We start from the raw sequence: 22,009 nt of genomic DNA, 5'->3' as shown, positions 1-22,009 counted from the left end.
TTTTGCACTATATATTATTTGTCCACATCTATATATTTAGACTTGATCTTGAATCGACTCTAGGTCAGCTTCAGTGATTAATACTTCGCGCGGCTTACTGCCGTTTGCCCCGGTAATATAACCGTTCTGCTCGAGGATATCCATCAGTCTGGCGGCACGGTTGTAGCCAATTTTAAAGCGGCGCTGCAGGCTCGAGGTAGAGGCACCGCCCTGCTCAATAATAAATTCGCACGCTTCATAAAATAATTCGTCTTCCTCTTCGGATATTTGCGCCTTCTTTAAAAGTTCCTCTTGGTGAAACAAATAATCCGGCTCGCGTTCCGCTTTGACATGGTCCACTACATGGTCAATTTCTTCGTCAGAGACAAACGTCCCCTGCAGACGGACGGGCTTTGAAGAACCATTTTCTAAAAATAACATGTCCCCGCGGCCGAGCAGTTTCTCCGCACCGCTGATGTCGATAATCGTCCGCGAATCCACCTGTGATGAAACAGAGAACGCCACCCTGGTAGGAATATTGGCCTTAATTAATCCGGTTATGACATCGACCGACGGGCGCTGTGTTGCGATAATCAAATGGATTCCGCACGCTCTTGCCTTTTGGGCAATCCGGCAAATCGCTTCCTCGACATCTGCCGGTGACATCATCATTAAGTCTGCTAACTCATCAATTATAATGACAATGTACGGAAGTTTATCAGAGTATCGTTTATGTTCTATTGCCAATTCATTAAATCGATTGATATCACGGACACCAGTATGGGCAAACAGTTCATAGCGCCGTTCCATTTCATCCACAGCCCATTTCAAGGCAGCGGTGGCAGCCTTTACATCGGTGATCACCGGGCTGACCAAATGTGGGATTCGATTGTACGGGGCAAGTTCAACCATTTTCGGGTCAATCAAGAGGAGCTTTAAATCCTCCGGACTTGCTTTATACAGCAGACTGACCAAAATCGAGTTGATGCAAACACTTTTACCGGACCCGGTTGCCCCGGCAATTAATCCGTGCGGCATTTTCTTTAAGTCCGTGACAATCGGCTTGCCGGCAATATCGAGCCCGAGCACCGCCGTCAGTGGAGAACTTGACTCGATGAAAACACGGCTGCGAATAATTTCGCTGATCCTTACCGGCCGTGATTTTTGATTCGGGACCTCTATTCCAATCGTATGCTTGCCCGGAATCGGCGCTTCAATCCTGATATCCCTTGCGGCCAGGCTCAACTTGATATCATCACTTAAGTTCGTAATTTTATTGACCTTTACCCCTGGCTCAGGCTGGACTTCAAATCGGGTAACGGATGGGCCTTGTGTGAGATTGACAACACTGGCTCCAACATTAAAGTTTACCAGAGTTTGATTTAGCAGTTCCTCCTGGTAATGCAGCCATTCCATATCCTTTTCTTCGGAAATTGGCGGGTTAAGCAAACCTAGTTCCGGAAATTTATAGTCCCCTATCTGATCGAGACTGGGTAGATTGGTCGTTTGCTCCACTCTCAACTGTTTGCTTTCTGGAGCCTCAGCAGGCGATTGGACTAATGATCTTACCGCAGCGTTAGCAGGGGATTGGACCAATGCTCTTTCCGCAGCGTCAGCAGGCGGTTGGACCAATGATGGTTCCGGCTTATGACTTTGTTCTTGGTGTTTTTTTCGTGCTTCCCATTTTTCCCGGTCCTGCTTTAACATCATGACATTAAATGGCAAATGGGAACGCTTCGGCCGATCGGGTTTAAGCAGCGTTTCCGGTTCGTCCTGCTGGTCGGCAGCCGAAACCTCATTATGATCAGATTCCTCGAGAATTAGGTTTAATTCTTCCGAGCTTTCAGCGTCCTCGCTCTTAAGTTCTTCGGGAATCAACTCTTCTTGAATTACCTCTTCAATAATGGAGCTATTTTCTGCATGTACTGGTTCAAATTGAATCGAATCCTTTAACGGTTCTAGCTTTACCTCAGTCTGTACTAATTGACTGGCGGCATCCTCCTCAAGAAAATGGGACAATTCATGCTCCACTGCGGTACTGGGCTTTTCCGGCCTTTTAAAACCAAACACCGGAGAAGGAATTTCAGTTGGTTGAAAGGGGCGCCGGGATCTTGTTGGCTTCTCCTTTTCTGGAATCACTGCTTCCTTTTTTACTGGTTGGGTTAGCGGGAGAGCTTGTGCTTGTTTACTGACATGCCTCTCTTTTCTTTTTTGCGGAAGCTTTTCAACGGATGGTTTGATTTTATCTTTCGGGACAGGAACTGCATTTTTCGGGTATTGGTAGGAAATTCGTGTCTCTACATCCTTTACGCTTTCTTTTTGTTTAACTAGGAAAGAAACATCCGTTTTAAGATTATGTACGAACGACTCGTCAAATGCGTTTGCATCATCTCTTTTTAATTTTTGAAAAAAGTTTTGGATCCAGCTCAAAACTATCACTCTTTCTTGTTCTACTATCATTCTATTTTATCAGCATTTTGGATTTTTTCGACATAATTCTTTAGAATCGGTCAAATTCTCCCCAAATCTGGAGGTAAGTGGGAAAGAATCATGAAAAAAGACCACTATACATAGTGATCTCCCCCGTTTCCGGTTATTTGTTTTTCCCAAGAATAAAAATCGGTTCCAACTGTCCATTTTCATATAAAAACGATAACGCCGTAATCGGAACCCGGCCACTAGCAAAAAAGCTCATCGCCATTTGTGCCAAAATATCATAGCCTCTGTCATTTCTCACATCCGCCATAATTAGCACATCCTGATGCGGGACGGCCAAAACAAAAGTTCCTTCGATTCTGGTTTCCATTTCGTTTAGGAACCCTTTATTTAAGATTCTGCTTGCATCATAGCCATCGTTTGTATTTAAAAAGTAAAAAATATTCCCGGCTACCTGATCCTCTTTTACCGATGTTGATAACGAGCGTGCATTAAATAAGGCAATTTCCCTTATCCTTGAAGGATCCCATTTTTCCATTTCGATGATTTTTGAGTCAATTAACCGGTATGTCTTCCCCATATCATATGCATAATAAATTTTTGTTTCGGCAGTATGGTCATCGATGAGGAACGGTACGCCTTCTTCTGCTTCCTTTGGAAATGATGACGAGCGAATTACCGGAAAAATCCGTTTTTCATGGTCCTCGAGCTGAACAGGCTCAACCATGGCCCGCAAACCTTCTTCGACATAATAGACGATTTCATCAATAGCTTTTTCCTTTTCATTATGCCATTTAGCAACAACACCGCCCAAAGAAATGGTAATTCCTTTTCCCGCCAGCTTGCTTTCTATCCGGAGCTGGTCCTTTTCACGGTCATATGAAATCATTCTGTCCTCTCTGCTGAGTCGTGCTTCGAGTTCACGCTTCATTTTATTGCTGTCCATTTTCATTTGCTTCCCACCCGATAAGGAGTTTTATTTATTGTACACTAAAAAACCTCCAGCCCCAAAAGGAGCGGAGGCAAAGATCATTTTAAACCTGAGATAAATGCTTCAATTTCCTCTTGTGTCTTGCGGTCTTTACTTACAAACCGGCCAAGCTCTTTGCCATTTTCAAAGGCGACAAAGCTCGGGATGCCATACACATCAAGCTGCTGGCATATATCAATAAAATCGTCGCGATCGACATGGATGAATGTAAACTCGGAAAATTCGGCTTCAATTTCCGGTAAAACTGGGTCGATAAAACGGCAATCCGGGCACCAGTTAGCCGAAAACATAAAAATAGTCCTGCCATTATCCCGCAATTGTGTAAATTCCTCGATAGACTCTAAATGTTTCATGTTGCATACCTCCGTTCATAAACTCCATAAAAATAATAGCAGTCCATCCGCGGCTATGTCTAATAATCTGTTTGATCGTTTCCGGAAAAGAACTCCTTTATTGGTGAACCGACTTGGCGATTTGCATCATCACTTTTGCTTCTGATTCCAAATTGCTTGTTTTTACTTGTGATGTGAGTTTAACGCCGCCAATACCAACAGTCACTTCGTTTAAGTTATCTTCCAATTGTTTAATCGTTAGGAATCCAAGTTCCTGCCTGCCGGTGAATTTCTCATTTACATCAAGCTTCTCATATTGTTCGACTGTTGATTTATATACAACCTCACTGGCGGCTTTTTCTTGTGGATTGACAAACAGAATATAGGTCTTTGAGCCATTTTTTAAAATGATATTATTAGGAGCGGTTTCATCGATTTCATAGCCAAATGGAATGTAAAAGTGGATATTGCCGCTCTTTTTATTCGGTTTTTTTGCTTTTTCCTGAAATGTGGTTCTTACTGTCTTTATCGTTGTTTTGCTTTCTTGCGAAAATGATGGCCCGCTGCAGGCAGTCAAGAATATGGCAATTATAATCAGGATGAAGATGGCATTCATGCGTTTCATTTCTTCGCCTCCAAAAATAAGAAAATAGTCCCACCACTATCATAACTGCCAGAATATTCAAATGACAAGATTTTTGTCGATTTTTAATGTCGAAAAACAAAAAAACCAGTACCTTATCCCGGTACTGGAGAATAAATTATTTATTTGCGTGCTCCCTTTGGTAAGTAAATTGACCTACAAGAAGATTCATTACATGGGTAAACATTGCCGAACGATTGACCAGGCCGTTTGTAAAAATGCCAACCGCTCCTTCTTGCTTACTGACGTTTTTCTTCTTGGCGTAATCGTCCATAACCGGGCCAAGTTCTTCACCTGCTCTTAGTCTGGCGGCAACTTCTTCCGGCAGCAGGAATCTGGCGCCTCCAGCAATAATCGGTTCCATATCTTTGGTGGCCAGTGCCCCCCAATTGCAAAGCAGCAAGCCATGGCTTGTTTCATGGACGCCTCCTTCAAGGCCGATTCCAATATCGCCATCCCCCTGCTGCAGCGCCCTTACAGCCCGATTGACTGCCCCTTTTATCGTTTCTTCATCCGAGAAAGGTTGCTCACTTACACCGGATGGAACATCCAATGCGTGGAATTCGGCACCATGATGGCCACGAAAGCTATTCTTAACTGCGGCTATCTTTGTTGGGTTTTTCGAGCCAATAATAATTCTCATAGATGTTCACTCCTTATCGAAAAAGGGGCATGACCCTCCATGCCCCTTGAAAAATCAGCTGTTTGCTTTTATAGTATCGACTGTCGTCTTGTCGCAAGCCTTTACAAGCTTGACTAATAGTTCTTTTGCCGCAGCATAATCGTCCACATGAATGATGGAAGCATGGGTGTGGATGTAACGTGAACAAATCCCGATCACCGCACTTGGAACGCCTTCATTCGATAGATGGACGCGGCCGGCGTCGGTTCCGCCTTGAGAAACAAAATATTGATATGGAATATGGTGCGTTTCCGCCATATCGAGGACAAACTCCCGCATTCCGCGATGTGTCACCATCGACTTATCAAGAATACGAAGCAAGGTGCCTTTGCCTAATTGGCCAAATTCATTTTTATCCCCTGTCATATCATTGGCCGGGCTTGCATCAAGCGCAAAGAAGAGATCAGGTTTAATCATGTTCGATGCCGTTTGTGCCCCGCGCAGGCCCACTTCTTCCTGAACAGTAGCACCGGAATAAAGGATATTTGGCAATGTTTCGCCGTTAACCTCTTGCAGCAGTTCAATTGCCAAACCACAGCCATAACGATTATCCCATGCCTTCGCTAAAATCTTCTTCTCATTGGCCATTGGTGTGAACGGACAAATCGGCAAGATTGCCTGACCAGGCCTAATACCGATTCTTTCGGCATCCGTACGGTTATCCGCTCCAATATCAATCAACATATTTTTGATGTCCATTGGTTTATTTTTCTTCGACTCGTCTAATAAATGAGGCGGAATCGAACCCACAACTCCGATCACCGGGCCGTTATTCGTCATGACCTGAACGCGTTGGGCAAGCAGCACCTGGCTCCACCAGCCTCCAAGCGGTTGAAAACGAAGCATGCCGTTTTCGGTAATGGCTGTCACCATAAAGCCAACCTCATCCATGTGACCTGCAACCATGATGGTCGGGCCATTCTCATTCCCTTTTTTGACACCAAAGATACTTCCAAGCCGATCTTGAACAATCTCGTCAGCGTAAAGCGATAGCTGCTCTTTCATAAATTTGCGGACCTGATGCTCATTGCCAGGTGCCCCTGGAAGCTCTGTCAGTGTTTGAAACAGTTTTAATGTTTGTTCGTTCATTATGAATGCTCCTTTGGAAAATCTCTTTTATTATGTATAGTACTTATTCTACAGAAATTTTAGACGGCTTACCAATATTTGTTGTAATAATACCGGTTTATTTAAAAATACGATATACTAAAAGAAAGATTATATCGCCCATTTTTTCATTCAAATAGGGGGTTGGGTTATGAATTGGAAGTCGTTTGCACTGGGGGTTTCAGTAGGCATACTTGCGGGGTTTGCGGCAAAAACCGTTATTTCTAGCACTACAAATGTATCACCAGAAAAGGTATTGGAAAACGTGAAAGACCATTTTAAGCAAAACGGACCAATCAGCGGCTCTTGGATACATATGAAAGCAGAACCATTTGAAAAGCACCAGGTTCAATATCAAGTCTACAAGGGCGGCATATCGAAAAATAATAACGGAAAGACGGAACAATTTGAATTTATTGCAGACGCTTCAACCGGAGCCCTGCTTGACGTCCGCCTTCTTAACGAAGAAAGGGTATCTTAACCTAAAACGGCAATCGTTCAGTTACGATTGCCGTCATTTCTTCAGCGGCTTCTTTTAACGCTTTCAATGATTTCCCGTCCTTGGTCCCCCCATTTGACTGCCCGATAATAAGCATCATGGTAAAAGGTGAACCAGGCGTTTTTTTCCATCGCATACGGCACCCATTTTTCCTTTGCCGCGATAGAATCCATCGGATAGTCATCATAGGCCATCACCCATAAACTATTTTGATGTGCATGGGTTCCCATAAGGTCTCCCATGTGGATTGACATTTCACCAGCATCCTCAATCATGACAATTGAGTGGCCATTGCTGTGCCCGCCAGTGTGGACCATGGTGATTGGCCCAAGCGTCCAAGCTTCTTCAAATGGAACGACCTGTGTCTCAATCGGTTGCCAATTTTCTTTAAAGTATGTAGCTTTTGACCGGATATTGGGATTTCTCATTTCGTCCCACTCAACCTGGGAAGTGATAATTTTCGCCTTTGAAAAAGTCGACTTAAAGACACCATCCACTATTTTCGTCAATCCCGCTGCATGGTCGTTATGCATATGTGTCATGAGGATATAATTGATGTCTAACGGAGTTAACCCGAGCTTCATTAAGGATTCTTCCACGTTGGATTCCGCCGTTACGCCAAAGTTTCTTAATTGCTTTTCCGAAAGTTTCCCTTTTCCAAGCCCTGATTCCAACAAAATATTGTGACTTCCGGTTTGGATAAGAATCGGATCTGTTGGCAATTCGATTTGGTTTTTTTCATTTGCCGGATACTTACGGGACCATAGCGCCCGTGGCACAACACCAAACATTGCTCCGCCGTCGAGGTTGGTCACCCCGCCGGACAGCCATGTCAGCATAACATTTCCTACCTTTAATGTCTCCATTATGTAATCCCCCTTTCCCCTAGTTTACCATTGACAGATAATTAAAAAAACAAAAAAAGACAGCCCTAAAAGGAACTGTCCCGTTGTTCATTTTGATATTTGACTTCGCAGCGATAAATCCGATTCCCTTTTTCAGAGAATTTCTGCTCGTATTCGGTCATGATGTTTCCTTCAAAACCACTTTTATGAAGGTCAAGGCTGATAAATTTCAGCAGCAGCCCATATTCCGAAAAACTCATTAACGAGTATTCAAATAAGCCTTGATTATCAGTTTTAAAATGAATTTCTCCGCCGTCGACCATGATGTCCTCGTATAATTTCAAAAAATCCTTATAGGTCAAGCGTCTTTTTTCATGGCGAGTTTTCGGCCAAGGGTCAGAGAAGTTTAAATATACCCGTGAGATATCGCTTTTGCCAAAATATTTAGCTAAATCTGCCGCGTTAATGTGAAGCAGCCTTAGATTAGGCAAGTTGGCCTCAATCAGCCGGTCTAAGGCAGAAACAATGACACTATCATACAGTTCGACTCCAAAGTAATTAATCTCCGGATGCGCCTTGGCCATTTCTGTAATAAAGTTCCCTTTGCCGGTGCCAACCTCTATATGAATCGGGTTATTGTTGCCGAACACCTCATGCCATTTACCGCGGTACTGCTCAGGGTTTTGTACAACATATTGCGGATTTTGCTCTATTTTATCCTTTGCCCAGGGTTTGTTCCTAAGTCTCATGTTTGCCACTCCTAAAAAAATCATTCATTACAAAACTGGTAGGGTGCTCCACTCCATGATTAACATTGATAATTCCTCCGGAGTACCGCACCTTGCCAATAAAGGTGGTTTGAGCAGAGCTGTACTATACATTTTCTGAGCGGAAATATATATATTTTCCACACAGATTGTTTAAAATAAAAGCCCTATGCGGCGCTCCGCCCCTTTACCATACAACATATCACGGCACCATTTTGCATGCAAGTGTTAATAAATATAGCCTGTGAATAAATAAAAAAAGAATTCACAACCTAACTGTGAATTCTTTTTTAATCCAATGGAAAGGGTGTGCATTATGCCATTAAGTCATAATGACCAAGTTACCTTGCTAAAAGATATATTAAGCAACCACCAAACCGATTGCTGCGGTTCTGTTGCCGAGTGTGAGCAATTGGAACGATTGGTAAAATCACTAATGGTAAACACCAAGGTAGACCAAAATGTTAAGAGCATTTTGCAGGACGTTTACTCCTATAGCCAGACTGGAGCGCAAACTGCTGATTTGGATCAGCATATTTTATCCAACCAGGAAAATTTGTCGCAATGGGTAAATGATATCGATCAGTTTTCCTGACGAATAATTTCTGCTAAAAATTTTATCCATTTATCCATTTCGTCAAAACGGGCTTTGTTTTTATGCCACTGAATGGACGATAGCGTATGGAGAGCGACATACCATTTCATTCTGAGGCGCAGATTGTCGGTTAATTCGACTCCGTACATGTCCAACCAATCCTGCCAGTTCTCCTCCGGAATGTACCAGTAAAGCAACATGCCGAGGTCAATGGCCGGGTCGGCAATCATGGCCCCATCCCAATCAATTAGATACAACTGGTTGTCTTCTGTAAGCAGCCAGTTGTTATGATTCACATCACCATGGCAAACCACTTTTTCCTCACTTATAACATTTTTCGCCTCTTTTTTTAAAAGGCTTAATGTCTTTTGCACTTCAGGTAATTGGAGAACCTCTTCATCCAATTCATTGGTTACTGCCTGAAAAATTGGTTCCGGGTTCAGGGGTGATTTTTCAAGCCTTCCTAACATCCCAAGCATCGGCTCAGAACGGTGAATTTTTTTTAAAAGCTTGGCAACAGGCTCCTGATTCATTTCAGAGGGTTTAAGTTCCCGGCCTTCTAGCCACTGCTGGGCTGTTATGACATCTCCGTTTTCCAGGCGTTTGGTCCAAACAAGCTTTGGAACAATACCCTCAGCCGATAAAACCGCCAAAAAGGGAGACGAATTCCGCTTTAAAAAAAGTCTTTGATCTTCATATTGTGCAAAAAACGCTTCTCCAGTTGCGCCTCCGGCAGGGACTATTTCCCATTCTTGTCCTAATATATGTTCCAAAACAGTTCACCTTCAACTTATACCGTTCTAATAGTACAGGACGCACATTAAAGCGCCCAATCTATTTGAGAGGTAAAACCCATGCTGCTCCGAAGGTTTTACATAAACATTCATTATAATAAAAAAAAGCTATTGAACCATTTCTGCAATAGCCATCTTTATAAATTTTATCTCCAATAACCTTTTTTCGTCAAGTAATCTCGAGCAACTATTTTTTCACCAAAACATTAAGAGTAATAGGTGCGAGTTCAATTTCGCCGCTATCAATGACACATTCACGAGTAAGGCCGGCACGATTTCCATCGGCCAAAACACCCCAACTCCCCGCTGGTAATACAACTTTTTGTGTTGCAGAAGATGGATTTATCAATAAGATCATTGCGGGTGATTCCGAATGGAATAGTAATCCGATTATGGGTACTTCCACAGGCAACAAGCCGATCCTGCTACGGATTTCCTCTCCAGTTCGCATGCGGAAACAAGGATATTGCTTGCGGATTTGAATCAATCCTTTTACATACTCAACAGTTTCTTCATAAAAACTCCTTCTCTCCCAATCGAGTTGGTTTACAGAATCAGGCGACCGGTAGCTGTTTCCTTCACCTTGTTTCGTGCGAAAAAACTCCTGCCCGCTATGGATAAAAGGAATCCCCTGCGATAATAAGACCAATCCTGTTGCGAGACGGTGATACTTTTTCCGTTTCTCGTCATCGGCATTCGGAAGGCAGGCCTGGAGTTTATCCCACAGCGTATGATTATCGTGGCACTCGACATAATTGACTGACTGGCTAGGTTCATTAAATAATCCCGTGCCTTTTTTCTTAAATCCAATGCTTCCGGTTATGGCTTCCAATGCAGCCGTGAAATAATGACGGTTGCCTAATGCATACCCCTTATCATACATATTAAAGGTGCTGCCCTTAATAGAGTCACGAAATTTATCATTAAATTGGCCAATTTTTGGCAATTGGCTCTGATTTTGAATGATGGCTTTCTGTTCAAGTGGCAGTGGAGTGTTTAGATTCCAGCCTTCCCCGATGATCAAAGTATCCTCCGCAAGACCGTCGCAAACACTTCTGACTTCGTTCATCGTTTCTACATCAAGGATCCCCATTAAGTCAAAGCGAAAACCATCGATATGATACTCCTCCACCCAAAATCGGATAGAATCCGTAATAAACTTCCTTACCATTCTTCTTTCAGAAGCAATATCATTTCCTACCCCCGTCCCATTCGATGGAAGTCCTAGTTCATTATGGCGGAAATAATATCCAGGAACAATTTTTTCAAAAGGGGAATTCTCGCGAATATAAACATGGTTATAAACAACATCCATGATCATCCGGAGGCCGGCATGATGGAGTTGATCAATTAATTGCTTTAATTCGGTTATCCGTGAATATGGATTGGAGGGGTCAGTGGAATAACTGCCTTCGGGAGCATTAAAGTGAAGCGGATTATAACCCCAATTATACTCATTTTTATCGGCTAGCTCATTAACACCAGCAAAATCATGAAAAGGGAGAAATTGAACATGGGTAATCCCAAGCTCCTTTACATACGATAACCCTGTGGACTTGCCGTTTTTTTCAGTCGTGTTTAGTTCCCCAGCTCCAAGATATAATCCTTTATGAACAACACCGCTATCACAATGGATCGTAAAATCGCGAAGATGTGTTTCATAAATAATCGCATCAACAGCATCTTCAAGCGGTGGGAGCGGTATCTTAGCCCGGTTTGTCTTTTCAAAATTAACAATGACCCCAAGTTCACCATTGGCAGTAACCGCTTTTGTATACGGATCTACAGCCTCCCGCCATTCCCGATTTACCTGAACAAGGTAACTGTATTGAGATAATTCTAAATCTCCTTTAACCGATATAGCCCAAACCCCTCGTTCCTCCCGCTTCATTTTAATGATTTCCGAATGGTGACTGCTTGGTTTGCGTAATTTTAATTTTACCTTCAGTGCCGTCGGTGCCCATAACCTAAATTGGGTCTCTTCCTTTTTATAGGTTACGCCGAGATCCTCGCCATCGTAAAAAAATTGCTGATCGAAGGCTTCTGTTCGAATTACCGCACCAATTTGAAGATCGGTTTTGCCGCCGTGCTCATCGAAGATCCAGTATTGCTTTTCAAAAGAAAACTTTGAAGATAGTTCACAAATATATTTTTGATAATTTTCTATTGGCAAGCTTTTAATGATTTTTAAAGGCTGCTTTTCATCGTCACCCATGATGCAAAAAGAAGATGATTCCCCGTGGTGATAAGAAAAGGGAAGAAGGACCGTAATGATGTTCATATCATCCAAATAGGCAAGAAAAATCCTGTCAGCGGATATCATTCGATTCCCCCTCTTTCAGTTCTGCATCTTCTTTGTTTCGCAGTCTTGTAAACATCTCTAAAGCTTTTACTTGTATCTCAATATATAAAGGCGTATAACCGATATGTTCCCCATCTCCATGGACAAACATATTGGCACTCGATTGAATAGAAATTGTTTTGCCTTTAAAGGTTTTTACCTCTTTGAAATAAATGTGTTTCCCCTTAAAAACGCTCAGAAACACCAGAAGCAATTTCAAACGAGACAACTGATGAACGACGGTAACATCAAACAAACCGTCATCGGGTTGTGCTGTAGGGGCAATCATCATCCCACCGCCATAATAAGGTTGATTGGAAACCGTGACAAACCATGTTTGCTCAAACCTATGTCTTTTCCCATCAATGGATAATTCAATAACTGAGGTTTTGTAGGTAAATAATTCTTTTATTAAAAAGTAAACATAGACCAACCGCCCGAGCGAAAGTTTATTTAACATTGCCTTGACCCGAGAGTGATTTACTTTGTAAGCAATTAAAGCATCAAAACCGGCACCCATATTATTAATAAAATAATGTTCGGACTCATCCTGCATTGTCATTTTCCCGGCATCAATCATTGTGGGCTTCTGCTTCATCAGCCGAAGGAGCACTTTTAAGGCATCATCCGGAACGGAAGGGATCTGAAAACCGCGGGAAAAATCATTTCCAGAGCCGCCGGGAATAAACCCAAGTGTTATATAATTATGCTTAATCGTCCCGTTCATGACTTCATGCATTGTTCCATCGCCGCCAACGGCAACGACCAGCTTTTCTTGATTATTTCTGGAGGCGATATGGTCAGCCAGCTTTATCGCGTGCCCGGGATACTCAGTGAAAAACGCCAGAAAAGAAACGTGCTGAGCCTGAAGTATGGCTTCAATTCTTTGCCAGACTTTTAGGCAGTGGCCGTTGCCTGCTTTTGGATTGATAATAAAGTATATTTGTCTCATTGAATCAACCTTTGCTGTTTTTTATGTTTGCAGAGGGTATACGGATATTGCTTCATATTTCGGCGTTTTTGTAAGATGGGTTTGGTATAGCACGACCTCTTTTGCTGTAAAAGCTAACGTCTCTGGCTGAAGCTCTGTCCATTTTTCCAGCCATTTCATTTGAAAAGGCTGATCGCCGCTCCACTTTCTCGCCAAGGTAATATGTGCCTTAAATGGCCTAGTCTCCAACTGAAACCCGGCTCGTTCACAAGCTGTGAAAACCTTTTTTCGGATATCCTGCAGTTCATGGTTTTCCTCAGTATCCGCCCAAAATACACGTGGTGATTCTTTCATGCCAAAGATTCCAAGCTTGTTGATTTTTAATGTAAATGGTTTCTCGCCATTTAAAATTTCTGCCACATTTTTTTCCGCTTGTTGTAACTTGTCTTGCTGTGCTGCCCCCAAAAACGCCAGTGTAATGTGCAAGTCCTGATGGTGTACCCAACGTTTGAAAGGGAATAATTCCTTTAATCGATCCATTTGTTCTTTCATGTTCATTTTTGTTGTTTCCGGAATTCGAATTGCATAGAAAAAATGTGTTTGGTTGTTCAATTATATGTCAGCCCTTTACATAATTTTAGTCTATTTTAGCTAATATGAAATAATAAAATTTTATTAAATTTTATTATTTCCTAACGCATAAATTCAACTACGCCTCTGTCTTCGTCCTTACGGCCTCGCACAAAAAAAACGTGGAAACTATGAGTTCCACGTCTTTCTTAGGGATTATAGTGTTCCGCACTGATTTTCGACTTCAGCGACAAACAGCTCCTGCAATTTTCTTGTGACTGGACCTGGTGCCCCATTGCCTACTTTTTTACCATCGAGCTCGACAATCGGCATCACTTCACTCGTTGTGCTAGATAAGAATACTTCATCGGCTGCAGCCAGTTCATCTAGTGTAAATGTCCGCTCCTCAACAGGTATATTATTCGCCGAGCATAATTGCAAGATAACATCCTTTGTAATTCCTTTTAAAATCAGATTATCTGACTGGTGTGTGGTGATAATACCATTTTTCACAATGAAGATATTAGATGAGCTACCTTCCGTCACATCCTGGCCGCGATGCTGAATCGCTTCATAGCAGCTTTGTTCCGCCGCTTTTTGTTTCGCGAGAATATTCCCCAGCAAATTCAGGCTTTTGATGTCACAGCGGAGCCAGCGAATGTCCTCTGTCAAAATGGTTTTTACACCATTCGCCAAGCCTGCCAGCGGTCTTGGCATTTCCCTTGTAAAGGCCGTAAGAGCCGGGGTTACATTCTGATCTGGGAAGGCATGAACCCGGGGTGCAGCTCCCCTTGTAACTTGCATATAAACGATTCCAAGCTGCAAATTATTTTTTTCAACAAGCTCCTCCAGCATGCCCGTTATTTGTTCTACATCATAGGGAAGATGGATCCCGATATTGGCGGAACTTCTTTCAAATCGCTCCAAGTGTTCCTTTACAGTGAACATTTTCCCGTTGTAAACGCGAATGACTTCATAAACACCATCACCAAATACATAGCCGCGGTCTTCAATATCTACTTTAGCTTCCGCCCGGTTGACAATGTCCCCATTTAAGATCGCAAATGTCATCTTTCTTTCCCCCTATAAAATATGTATGCATTAATTTAACAATACCATTATTGCAAATGAGTTATCAATTTCTACCATCGAGCCATATGCTTAATAAGGATAATCCTATTTCACTAAAAATTCAAATAATTATCATAATTTTGATTCCACGCCTTATAATCTATAGTAAGAAACTTAAAGGGAAGGTGGTAAACCAGTTTTTTACCGAGCGGGCAAGATAATTTGTAAATTTTTAGTATAGTGGTAGAAATTTTCTGAAAGTATGGGTAAAATAAAATTAGATGTATGACATCTAAGTGCCTGCTTCTACATCTAGGAAAAGGAGATGTCAGCGCGGAAAAGAAAACTACATATTCTTGAAGATTTTCTTCAAAGAGGCTGTTGAGAAGGATATTCGCCAAAGGTTTGAAAAAAGGATAGGGAGTGGTTCTTTGAAACCTTCAACTAACCGAATGTTAAACCGCATCAAATGTATCTACATGTTTATTCGCGATCACGGCACAGTCACTACGCAAGAACTTGTAGAGGAATTTGGCATCACTCCTCGCACAATACAACGAGATTTAAATGTTTTGGCCTATAATGACTTGGTCATCAGCCCAAGCCGCGGAAAATGGACAACGACCCAAAAGAAAGTGAAGTTGTCATCTTAATAGAATGTCATGTGAAATAGCACGTGCAAATGCGCGTGCTATTTTTTGCTTTCATTTATTGGCCTGATTGGTTATTGTACAGCAACGCTTGAGCAATTCCAGTAAAGTATTCTGATTCACGGATAATATGAACTAGCACCACTTTGGCGGTTGGATTGCTGCTGACTGCCGCGCTTTCATTTTTAATTTGTTCGCAAAGTTTGATAAACTGGTCACTTTGCTGCAAACAAAAGGTAACGAGTTGCATAACATGCTGATACAATTCCTGAGTAACCTGGGCACCTGAACGAATCACAGTTTCAATATACCGTACAACCTGCTGATGTGTTTCAGCAAGCGCTGCCTCCCATTTTTTCAATGCATCGACAAACTCCTGTTCCAGTCCCTTGACGAGTTCGCGAATAACGACCGTATGCTCTTCTTCCTGATGCTTCCAAAATTCCGCTTCATCCAATATCCGTAACGGCATTTGATTTCCATAATAAAATTGCATGGACATCCCCCTAATTTAGACTCAGTTCAATGTATGGGATGAGCTATGAAAATATTCGTTTGTTTATCCCAAATAGGTTTTCGGGAGTGGTACAATAGTGGAAAAATGGTTAGAGGTCATATTTATGGACTTGATGAGAAATCGATATTTAAGAGGCTTTCACATTAAAAGAAATGAGATTCCTTCCTTTAAAAAATATCCATTTAACCTGCCATGTTTAAAAGAATTGGAGGATCTGAATTTTCATCCAAAGGTGACATTTTTAATAGGTGAAAATGGAATGGGAAAATCCACTTTATTGGAGGCGATTGCCGTTGCACTGGGATTTAACCCGGAGGGCGGCTCATTAAACTTCAATTTTTCTACCTTTGATTCACATTCATCGCTGAGCGATTATATACAAATTATCAAGGGGATTGATAGACCCAGGGATGGATTTTTCCTTCGGGCTGAAAGCTTTTACAATGTTGCTTCCAATATTGAAGAAATGGACAGTCAGGGAGGACTCGGTCGACCTGTCATTGATTCATTCGGCGGGGTATCCCTTCATGAACAGTCACATGGCGAGGCGTTTTTCGCTACGTTTATCCATCGGTTTGGCGGCGGTGGCATTTATATCTTGGACGAGCCGGAGGCTGCCTTATCCCCGCTCCGTCAAATGTCGATGCTAACAAGGATCCATGATTTGGTCGAGGCGGATTCGCAGTTTATTATTGCAACTCATTCGCCGATTATTATGGCCTATCCGGATGCAAAAATTTTTGAATTTACTGAGGAGGGTATCAAGGAAAACAGGCTTGAGGACACGAACCATTATCGGATCATGAAACAGTTTTTTGAGGATAAAAATCGGATGATTCACCATTTGTTAAATGGGTAAATAACTGAGCTCAGGTCAACTGAGCTCTGTTGTTTTGTTAAATGATGTTTTTACCGTAAAAAATCTCATCCATCTCGAACTTGATTCTTTCAGTAATTTCAATATGCTCTTCCGGTGTAAGTTTATCTTTTGTATAGCCAAACAGGTAATTGTTCAAATCAAATTCCCGCAGTTTGCATTTTGTGTGAAAGATGTTCTCCTGATACACATTAACGTCAATCATATCAAACATTTCAATCAAATCGTCTGGGATGTAGTTTTGGATTGAGCTGATTTCATGGTCAATAAATAGCTTATACCCATCCTTGTTCCTAGTAAAACCGCGAACCCGGTAATCAATCGTCATGACGTCGGTTTCAAACGAGCGAATCAAATAATGAAGCGCCTTAAGCGGTGAAATTTCGCCACAGGTAGAAACATCGATATCCGCCCGAAACGTACTGATCCCCTCATCCGGATGATATTCAGGATATGTATGAACAGTTATATGGCTTTTATCCAACTGGAGCACTACAGACTCCATTAGAGGACCCGGCGATTCTTCAAAAATTTCAGAAGGCGGATTCTCGACAGGAGCTTCTGAAACTAACAGCGTTACACTTGCCCCAGCAGGTTCAAAATCTTGGCTTGCGATATTTAGAACATGGGCCCCAATAATATCGGCCACATTTTTTAAAATTTTGGTCAACCTATCTGCGCTGTATTGCTCATCAATATATTGCAAATAGGCTTCCCGCTCTTCCCTTGTCCTTGTAAAACAAATATCATACATATTAAAACTCAACGATTTCGTCAGGTTATTGAAGCCATGCAGTTCAAGTGCCTTTTCATGTGTTAATTTCATAAACACTTCCCCCTATTTTCCAAAAATAAAAATTGCTTTTTCGTCTGTAAATATTATTAATTTACCCATATCCCCCCATTTTTATGGAAGCTTTTTTGGAAAACAGGAGAAACTTCCTGTTTTTCTTTCATATTCGGCGGCAATGAAGAGAAAAATAATTGGAGGTCTGACAATGAGGTGACATGATGAAAAAACAACTTGCATTATTTCTTATGTGTTTGCTTCTATTACCTGCTTACACAAAAGCAGAAACACCTATGGACAAAGTAAAGGTGGCTTTTGTCAGGGACGGCTTCCTCTGGACGAAAATCAACGGAAAGGAAGAAAAAATTACAAAAGAGCCATACAAAATGATGGACCCGCCGCAATGGTCCCGTGACGGGAAATGGATCCTGTATCAGTTTGAGCCAAAGGAAAAAATCAGCCCGAATCTGGAATCCCAAACGGAAATTTGGGTCTATAACACTGAAACAAAACAGCATAAACGGATTACCTATGATGGTTCAAACCCCAAATGGTCACCAGTTGAAAACATTGTTGCCTTTAAAAGCGGCGGGGTGTTGAATGTCTCGAACCTTGATCATTTTTATAATATTGCGCTAGGTGTAGGCGATTACAATTGGTTCCCGAACGGACAAGCCTTTATTACTTCCTCCGGCGCAACCTTAAGGCCTGACGGATGGACCAACCCAGTTCTTTATAAAATAAGGCTTGAAAAGGATTTAGATAAAATCAAGAGTCTGACGGAAAATGTTGAAAAGTTTTACACTATCCCGAGCGAGCTCAAAAAAGGAAATATAAGCCTTTTGTCAATTGACGCCACCGGGTTCAAATTTTCACCTGATGGAAAATGGATATCGTTTATGGTCAGCCCGACCGCTTCCTGGTCGATGGACAGCAATTTTGTTTGCGTTGTTTCATCCGACGGGAAAACCTTCGAGGTCCTCGACGAAATCATTTGGGAAGTCGGCGCGCCCAAATGGGCATATCAACAAAATCGCATCGGCTACATAGCCGGCGGCGGCAGAATTGTTTCCGGTTTTAAAAATAAGGATATGAAAGTAACCGACTTGCCGGCGTTTCAGACTATCAGCCTGACACCAGCCCATTTTGCGGAATTAGGATTCACTTGGAAGGATGATCAGTCTCTTTTTGTCTCACGGGTCAGGGAAAGCGAATGGTCCAACAATGAAAAACTAAGGCCAGACCCGTCATTGGTTTATATAAAAATTGGTGACCAAAAGCAAACTCAAATTACCCATCCGCCTAAGGAATATGGTGATTACAACCCGATCTTTCTTGTGTCAGTCAATAAATTAACCTGGCTGAGGTACAAAGATATTGCTGACTTAAAAAGAGATTTATGGATCGCCGATGCAAATGGGAAAAATTCAAAGCTTTGGATTAAGGATGTCGATGGATATGATTTTTTTGAAATGAAATGAGTAACCTTATTTATAATTATTATAATTTAATATAGATTTTAAAATTATATATGTTATAATTAATGCAGATGATAAATAGGAGGAAATATAAATGACAATAGAACAAGCTCTAAACCAACAAATCGCGAACTGGAATGTATTATATACAAAGCTGCACCATTTCCACTGGTACGTAAAAGGCCCTCACTTCTTTACGTTACATGCGAAATTTGAAGAATTATATGAGGGAGCTGCACAAACAATTGATGAATTTGCTGAACAATTGCTGACCATTGGCGGCAGCCCGGTTTCCACTTTAAAAGAATATCTTGAAATTGCAACAATCGAAGAAACAACTGAAAAATTAACTGCTGAAGAAATGGTTCAAGCAATTGTTAAAGATTTCGAACAAATCATTAGCGAGCTAAAAGCGGGGATTGAAATCGCTGAAACAAACCATGACGATGTCACCAGTGATATGTTCGTGGACTTAATGGGTAAACTCAGCAAGCATAATTGGATGTTAAAATCATTCTTAGGTGCTTAATATTAAAGGTCCATATAAAAAGCAGCCATTTACACGGCTGCTTTTTTACGTTACTTGATAATCTTTTAAGAGTTCGACTTCTTCATCAGTTAACTCCCGGTATTCACCGAGCTCCAGCGTTTCATCCAGCTTCAATGGTCCCATTGACATTCGCTGTAAATAAACAACTCTTTTCCCGACGGCTTCAAACATCCTTTTCACCTGATGAAATTTTCCTTCGGTAATCGTTAATTCGATATCGGAACGGATCCCCGATTTTAAAATTTTCAACTCTCCAGGCTTGGTATGATATCCGTCATCCAGTACCACACCTTTTGCAAAAGCTTCAACATCCTCTTCTGTTACCTCTCGGTCAATCACCGCAAAATACGTTTTGGGGACATGCTTTTTCGGTGATAGAAGACGATGTGCCAGCTGCCCGTCATTGGTAATCAACAGCAAGCCCTCCGTATCCTTGTCCAGCCTTCCGACCGGAAACGGCTCATACACTTGGTCCTCAAGCTCCAACAAATCGATCACGGTTTCATCGTGATGGTCTTCCGTAGCGGAAATGACTCCTGGCGGCTTGTTCATCATTAAATAGATATATTCCTTGTATTGAATCGCTTCGCCATTTAAAGTTACGGTTTGTATATTGGGGTCGACGTGCTGTTTGGCATCCTTGACCACGGCATCGTCCACTTTGACCGCCCCGCTTTTTAACAGCTGCTTGACTTCCTTGCGGCTTCCAAAGCCCAGGTTGGCAAGCAATTTATCAATTCTCAACGCCCCGTCTCCTTCCAGGTCTTAATTTTGTCAGTATCTTATCCAACCTGTCGCCAAATAGCCGGCGGGCAAGGCCAGATTTTAAGCCAAGATAAAAATAAATCGCCGCCCCGGCTCCGGCACTAATTAGGATCATGATCACAGATTGAATTTTGGATTCTGGTGAAAGAAATAACAATAATAGTTTGTAGACAATTCCTGTTCCGCCCCACATTAAGCCAACAAAAATGGCAATCAGCAAACTTCTTCGCCAAACAAGTCGGAATGGATAACCGGAATAAATCTTTATTACAATTAAGTTGATTAAAATAGCCGCAGTGTATCCCAAAGTAGTGGCAAGGATGGCCCCTTTAATTTCCATCGTTTCAATCAAAGGAATGTTTAACGTTAATTTTACCAACAACCCGACCAATAAACTTAAAATCGTAAACCGCTGCTCGTTAATGCCCTGCAATATTGCGGCGGTGACGGAATAAAGCGAAAACAAGATGGCAACCGGAGCATAGGTTCTCAATACTTCAGTACCAATTAAATCATGTTGATAAAAAGCCGTATAAACGGGTTCGGCTAACAATGAAAGGCCAATTGAAGCCGGAAGAGTCAAAAATAATAATACTTGAAATGTCTGATTGAGCTGCCTGTTTAAGCTTTTCTGGTCTCCCCCGACAAATGCCTTGGTGATGCTGGGAACAAGCGTTAGCGAAAATGCCGTTGCCAAGGACATCGGGATGATGACAATTTTATGCGATTCAAAGTTTAAAATGGAAAAATATGAATCAGCAACCTTTGAAACGATTCCGATCGTTCCCATCGCTCTATTGAAGGTAAATTGGTCGATGGCCTGAAACAAAGGATTAGCGATACCTACCAGAACAAACGGAGCTGAATAGAGTAAAATTTCTTTATAAATTTCTTTTAAAGAGACATCCATTGTGCCTTTATCCTGCTTTAGCAGCTCATCCAAATATGGCTTCCGTTTATACCAATACCAAAATAGAACAAGCAGGCCACCAATCGCCCCAATAAAGGCAGCAAAGGTTGCTACGCTAGCAGCGGTGACAATCGATCCGTCCAAAAAATGCAGCACAACATAGGCACCGAGAAGAACAAAGGCGATGCGAACAATTTGCTCAACAACCTGGGAAACTGCAGTCGGTCCCATTGACTGATGTCCCTGAAAGAAGCCTCTGATTAAACTCATAAATGGAACGACAATCAACGCAAAGCTGACAGCCCGCATAACGGTAGTAACATCTTCAAGATCCGCCTTTTTACCACTTGTGCTCATTTCCGCAAGTGTCGGGGCAGCCAAATACATAATCAGAAACGATACAATACCCGTTGCCAACATGATGATCAGGCCGGATTTAAATAGCTTTCGGCCAACGGCATATTCCTCTAGCGCATTATATTTAGATATGAACTTTGACACAGCAAGTGGAATCCCTGCCGTTGCGACACTGATAAAAACTGTATAGGGAACATAAGAGTATTGATAGAGTACCGTTCCCTCACGGCCTACAATTTGGAAAAAAGGAATAACGTAAATTAATCCGAGAACTTTTGAAAGTATAGTTCCTATTGTTAAAATAAATGTACCTCTTAATAGCTTTGACTGCATATAATCCCTTCCTATTAGAAAGCATAAGCATTCTGGATAGCCCTAACACATATTCGTATGCATTTTAACAAAATAAATTCGACTTTTTTTGCACACTATGGATAGTTTACAACTTCTTAACTCACTATGCCACTCACAATAGAAGTAAAATGATGAAAAATAGTTTAATTTGTTCATGAAATGTTTATAATTAGTTGAA

The 22,009-nt window shown here is 41.8% G+C and carries 23 protein-coding genes; 6 read left to right on the top strand and 17 right to left on the bottom strand.

Translation table 11 applies throughout. The annotated features are described in order from the left end of the window. Window positions 1-36 precede the first annotated feature (36 nt). The 6 genes from AR334_RS12865 to AR334_RS12840 all read right to left on the bottom strand — a co-directional run bounded on the left by AR334_RS12865 (window position 37) and on the right by AR334_RS12840 (window position 6,152). Window positions 37-2,409, bottom strand: a complete 2,373-nt coding sequence (locus AR334_RS12865) for a DNA translocase FtsK (RefSeq protein ID WP_253701293.1) — start codon at window positions 2,407-2,409, stop codon at window positions 37-39. Window positions 2,410-2,572: 163 nt separating this feature from the next. Then, window positions 2,573-3,361, bottom strand: coding sequence for a DUF1444 domain-containing protein (locus AR334_RS12860; RefSeq protein WP_066313795.1), 789 nt, complete (start codon window positions 3,359-3,361; stop codon window positions 2,573-2,575). Window positions 3,362-3,444: 83 nt separating this feature from the next. Next, window positions 3,445-3,759, bottom strand: a complete 315-nt coding sequence (locus AR334_RS12855; protein ID WP_066311120.1) for a thioredoxin family protein — start codon at window positions 3,757-3,759, stop codon at window positions 3,445-3,447. 97 nt (window positions 3,760-3,856) lie between these two features. Next, window positions 3,857-4,363 carry a hypothetical protein gene (locus tag AR334_RS12850; RefSeq protein WP_066311117.1) on the bottom strand — a complete coding sequence of 169 codons (507 nt, stop codon included), beginning with the start codon at window positions 4,361-4,363 and terminating at the stop codon, window positions 3,857-3,859. Between the two features lie 136 nt (window positions 4,364-4,499). Continuing rightward, the gene (locus tag AR334_RS12845; protein ID WP_066311111.1) at window positions 4,500-5,024 is read right to left on the bottom strand and encodes a DUF84 family protein; all 525 of its coding nucleotides are present in this window, start codon (window positions 5,022-5,024) and stop codon (window positions 4,500-4,502) included. A gap of 54 nt (window positions 5,025-5,078) precedes the next feature. Further along, entirely contained in the window at window positions 5,079-6,152 is a 1,074-nt protein-coding gene (locus AR334_RS12840) for a M42 family metallopeptidase (protein WP_066311109.1), read from the bottom strand. A 169-nt stretch (window positions 6,153-6,321) separates the two neighbouring features. Here AR334_RS12840 and AR334_RS12835 point away from each other — a divergent pair, with 169 nt between their 5' ends. Beyond that, window positions 6,322-6,651, top strand: coding sequence for a PepSY domain-containing protein (locus AR334_RS12835; protein WP_066311102.1), 330 nt, complete (start codon window positions 6,322-6,324; stop codon window positions 6,649-6,651). Window positions 6,652-6,692: 41 nt separating this feature from the next. On the opposite strand, the gene AR334_RS12830 is transcribed toward AR334_RS12835, so the two are convergent. Both AR334_RS12830 and trmB read right to left on the bottom strand, forming a co-directional pair. Then, a complete protein-coding gene (locus AR334_RS12830) occupies window positions 6,693-7,535 on the bottom strand; it encodes an MBL fold metallo-hydrolase (protein ID WP_066311096.1) in 843 nt (280 codons plus the stop codon). A 65-nt stretch (window positions 7,536-7,600) separates the two neighbouring features. Then, complete coding sequence (gene trmB / locus AR334_RS12825; RefSeq protein ID WP_066311083.1) at window positions 7,601-8,263, bottom strand: tRNA (guanosine(46)-N7)-methyltransferase TrmB; 663 nt, start codon at window positions 8,261-8,263, stop codon at window positions 7,601-7,603. A 334-nt stretch (window positions 8,264-8,597) separates the two neighbouring features. Here trmB and AR334_RS12820 point away from each other — a divergent pair, with 334 nt between their 5' ends. Then, window positions 8,598-8,876 (top strand): YtzH-like family protein, encoded by a 279-nt coding sequence (locus tag AR334_RS12820; protein WP_066311080.1) that lies wholly within the window; start codon window positions 8,598-8,600, stop codon window positions 8,874-8,876. Here AR334_RS12820 and AR334_RS12815 read toward each other — a convergent pair. The 5 genes from AR334_RS12815 to dat form a co-directional block, all read right to left on the bottom strand. Further along, window positions 8,864-9,649, bottom strand: coding sequence for a phosphotransferase family protein (locus tag AR334_RS12815; protein ID WP_066311076.1), 786 nt, complete (start codon window positions 9,647-9,649; stop codon window positions 8,864-8,866). The genes AR334_RS12820 and AR334_RS12815 overlap by 13 nt on opposite strands. 208 nt (window positions 9,650-9,857) lie before the next feature. Further along, the gene (gene pulA, locus AR334_RS12810) at window positions 9,858-11,993 is read right to left on the bottom strand and encodes a type I pullulanase (RefSeq protein WP_066311074.1); all 2,136 of its coding nucleotides are present in this window, start codon (window positions 11,991-11,993) and stop codon (window positions 9,858-9,860) included. Further along, window positions 11,980-12,963 (bottom strand): diacylglycerol kinase family protein, encoded by a 984-nt coding sequence (locus AR334_RS12805; RefSeq protein ID WP_066311071.1) that lies wholly within the window; start codon window positions 12,961-12,963, stop codon window positions 11,980-11,982. The genes pulA and AR334_RS12805 overlap by 14 nt, the downstream gene beginning before the upstream one ends. A 21-nt stretch (window positions 12,964-12,984) precedes the next feature. Continuing rightward, complete coding sequence (gene thpR / locus AR334_RS12800) at window positions 12,985-13,554, bottom strand: RNA 2',3'-cyclic phosphodiesterase (protein ID WP_156431272.1); 570 nt, start codon at window positions 13,552-13,554, stop codon at window positions 12,985-12,987. Window positions 13,555-13,728: 174 nt separating this feature from the next. After that, window positions 13,729-14,583, bottom strand: coding sequence for a D-amino-acid transaminase (gene dat / locus AR334_RS12795; protein ID WP_066311068.1), 855 nt, complete (start codon window positions 14,581-14,583; stop codon window positions 13,729-13,731). 431 nt (window positions 14,584-15,014) lie between these two features. Between dat and AR334_RS12790 the strand changes: the two genes are divergently transcribed. Continuing rightward, window positions 15,015-15,236 (top strand): DeoR family transcriptional regulator, encoded by a 222-nt coding sequence (locus tag AR334_RS12790; protein ID WP_066313787.1) that lies wholly within the window; start codon window positions 15,015-15,017, stop codon window positions 15,234-15,236. Window positions 15,237-15,291: 55 nt separating this feature from the next. On the opposite strand, the gene AR334_RS12785 is transcribed toward AR334_RS12790, so the two are convergent. Next, on the bottom strand, window positions 15,292-15,729 hold the full coding sequence (locus AR334_RS12785; RefSeq protein WP_066311065.1) for a DUF2935 domain-containing protein: 438 nt from the start codon (window positions 15,727-15,729) through the stop codon (window positions 15,292-15,294). Window positions 15,730-15,853: 124 nt separating this feature from the next. On the opposite strand from AR334_RS12785, the gene AR334_RS12780 reads away from it, so the two are divergent. After that, on the top strand, window positions 15,854-16,609 hold the full coding sequence (locus tag AR334_RS12780) for an AAA family ATPase (RefSeq protein WP_066313785.1): 756 nt from the start codon (window positions 15,854-15,856) through the stop codon (window positions 16,607-16,609). Window positions 16,610-16,646: 37 nt separating this feature from the next. On the opposite strand, the gene speD is transcribed toward AR334_RS12780, so the two are convergent. Next, window positions 16,647-17,453: an adenosylmethionine decarboxylase gene (gene speD, locus AR334_RS12775; protein WP_066311061.1), complete on the bottom strand. Its 807-nt coding sequence runs from the start codon at window positions 17,451-17,453 to the stop codon at window positions 16,647-16,649. 182 nt (window positions 17,454-17,635) lie between these two features. On the opposite strand from speD, the gene AR334_RS12770 reads away from it, so the two are divergent. Further along, window positions 17,636-18,898: a TolB domain-containing protein gene (locus AR334_RS12770; RefSeq protein WP_253701292.1), complete on the top strand. Its 1,263-nt coding sequence runs from the start codon at window positions 17,636-17,638 to the stop codon at window positions 18,896-18,898. Between the two features lie 91 nt (window positions 18,899-18,989). Continuing rightward, window positions 18,990-19,424 carry a Dps family protein gene (locus AR334_RS12765; protein WP_066311055.1) on the top strand — a complete coding sequence of 145 codons (435 nt, stop codon included), beginning with the start codon at window positions 18,990-18,992 and terminating at the stop codon, window positions 19,422-19,424. 45 nt (window positions 19,425-19,469) lie between these two features. Here the strand turns inward: AR334_RS12765 and AR334_RS12760 are convergent, their stop codons facing one another. After that, on the bottom strand, window positions 19,470-20,189 hold the full coding sequence (locus tag AR334_RS12760; RefSeq protein WP_066311051.1) for a pseudouridine synthase: 720 nt from the start codon (window positions 20,187-20,189) through the stop codon (window positions 19,470-19,472). Further along, entirely contained in the window at window positions 20,179-21,810 is a 1,632-nt protein-coding gene (locus tag AR334_RS12755) for a polysaccharide biosynthesis protein (protein WP_066311046.1), read from the bottom strand. The genes AR334_RS12760 and AR334_RS12755 overlap by 11 nt, the downstream gene beginning before the upstream one ends. Window positions 21,811-22,009: the final 199 nt, after the last annotated feature.

Source organism: Bacillus sp. FJAT-29814 (assembly GCF_001510715.1).
In the GTDB taxonomy this organism is placed as follows: Bacteria; Bacillota; Bacilli; order Bacillales; family Cytobacillaceae; genus Neobacillus.
The sequence above is the reverse complement of the archived record's forward strand: the minus strand, read 5'-3'. Positions and strand labels throughout refer to the sequence as shown.

Bases quoted from the DNA above. Each gene is read 5' to 3' on its own strand.
- AR334_RS12860 (WP_066313795.1), bottom strand. From the start codon at position 3,361: ATGGACAGCAATAAAATGAAGCGTGAACTCGAAGCACGACTCAGCAGA.
- AR334_RS12855 (WP_066311120.1), bottom strand. From the start codon at position 3,759: ATGAAACATTTAGAGTCTATCGAGGAATTTACACAATTGCGGGATAAT.
- AR334_RS12850 (WP_066311117.1), bottom strand. From the start codon at position 4,363: ATGAAACGCATGAATGCCATCTTCATCCTGATTATAATTGCCATATTC.
- AR334_RS12845 (WP_066311111.1), bottom strand. From the start codon at position 5,024: ATGAGAATTATTATTGGCTCGAAAAACCCAACAAAGATAGCCGCAGTT.
- AR334_RS12840 (WP_066311109.1), bottom strand. From the start codon at position 6,152: ATGAACGAACAAACATTAAAACTGTTTCAAACACTGACAGAGCTTCCA.
- AR334_RS12835 (WP_066311102.1), top strand. From the start codon at position 6,322: ATGAATTGGAAGTCGTTTGCACTGGGGGTTTCAGTAGGCATACTTGCG.
- AR334_RS12830 (WP_066311096.1), bottom strand. From the start codon at position 7,535: ATGGAGACATTAAAGGTAGGAAATGTTATGCTGACATGGCTGTCCGGC.
- trmB (WP_066311083.1), bottom strand. From the start codon at position 8,263: ATGAGACTTAGGAACAAACCCTGGGCAAAGGATAAAATAGAGCAAAAT.
- AR334_RS12820 (WP_066311080.1), top strand. From the start codon at position 8,598: ATGCCATTAAGTCATAATGACCAAGTTACCTTGCTAAAAGATATATTA.
- pulA (WP_066311074.1), bottom strand. From the start codon at position 11,993: ATGATATCCGCTGACAGGATTTTTCTTGCCTATTTGGATGATATGAAC.
- AR334_RS12805 (WP_066311071.1), bottom strand. From the start codon at position 12,963: ATGAGACAAATATACTTTATTATCAATCCAAAAGCAGGCAACGGCCAC.
- dat (WP_066311068.1), bottom strand. From the start codon at position 14,583: ATGACATTTGCGATCTTAAATGGGGACATTGTCAACCGGGCGGAAGCT.
- AR334_RS12785 (WP_066311065.1), bottom strand. From the start codon at position 15,729: ATGCAATTTTATTATGGAAATCAAATGCCGTTACGGATATTGGATGAA.
- AR334_RS12780 (WP_066313785.1), top strand. From the start codon at position 15,854: ATGGACTTGATGAGAAATCGATATTTAAGAGGCTTTCACATTAAAAGA.
- speD (WP_066311061.1), bottom strand. From the start codon at position 17,453: ATGAAATTAACACATGAAAAGGCACTTGAACTGCATGGCTTCAATAAC.
- AR334_RS12770 (WP_253701292.1), top strand. From the start codon at position 17,636: ATGATGAAAAAACAACTTGCATTATTTCTTATGTGTTTGCTTCTATTA.
- AR334_RS12765 (WP_066311055.1), top strand. From the start codon at position 18,990: ATGACAATAGAACAAGCTCTAAACCAACAAATCGCGAACTGGAATGTA.
- AR334_RS12755 (WP_066311046.1), bottom strand. From the start codon at position 21,810: ATGCAGTCAAAGCTATTAAGAGGTACATTTATTTTAACAATAGGAACT.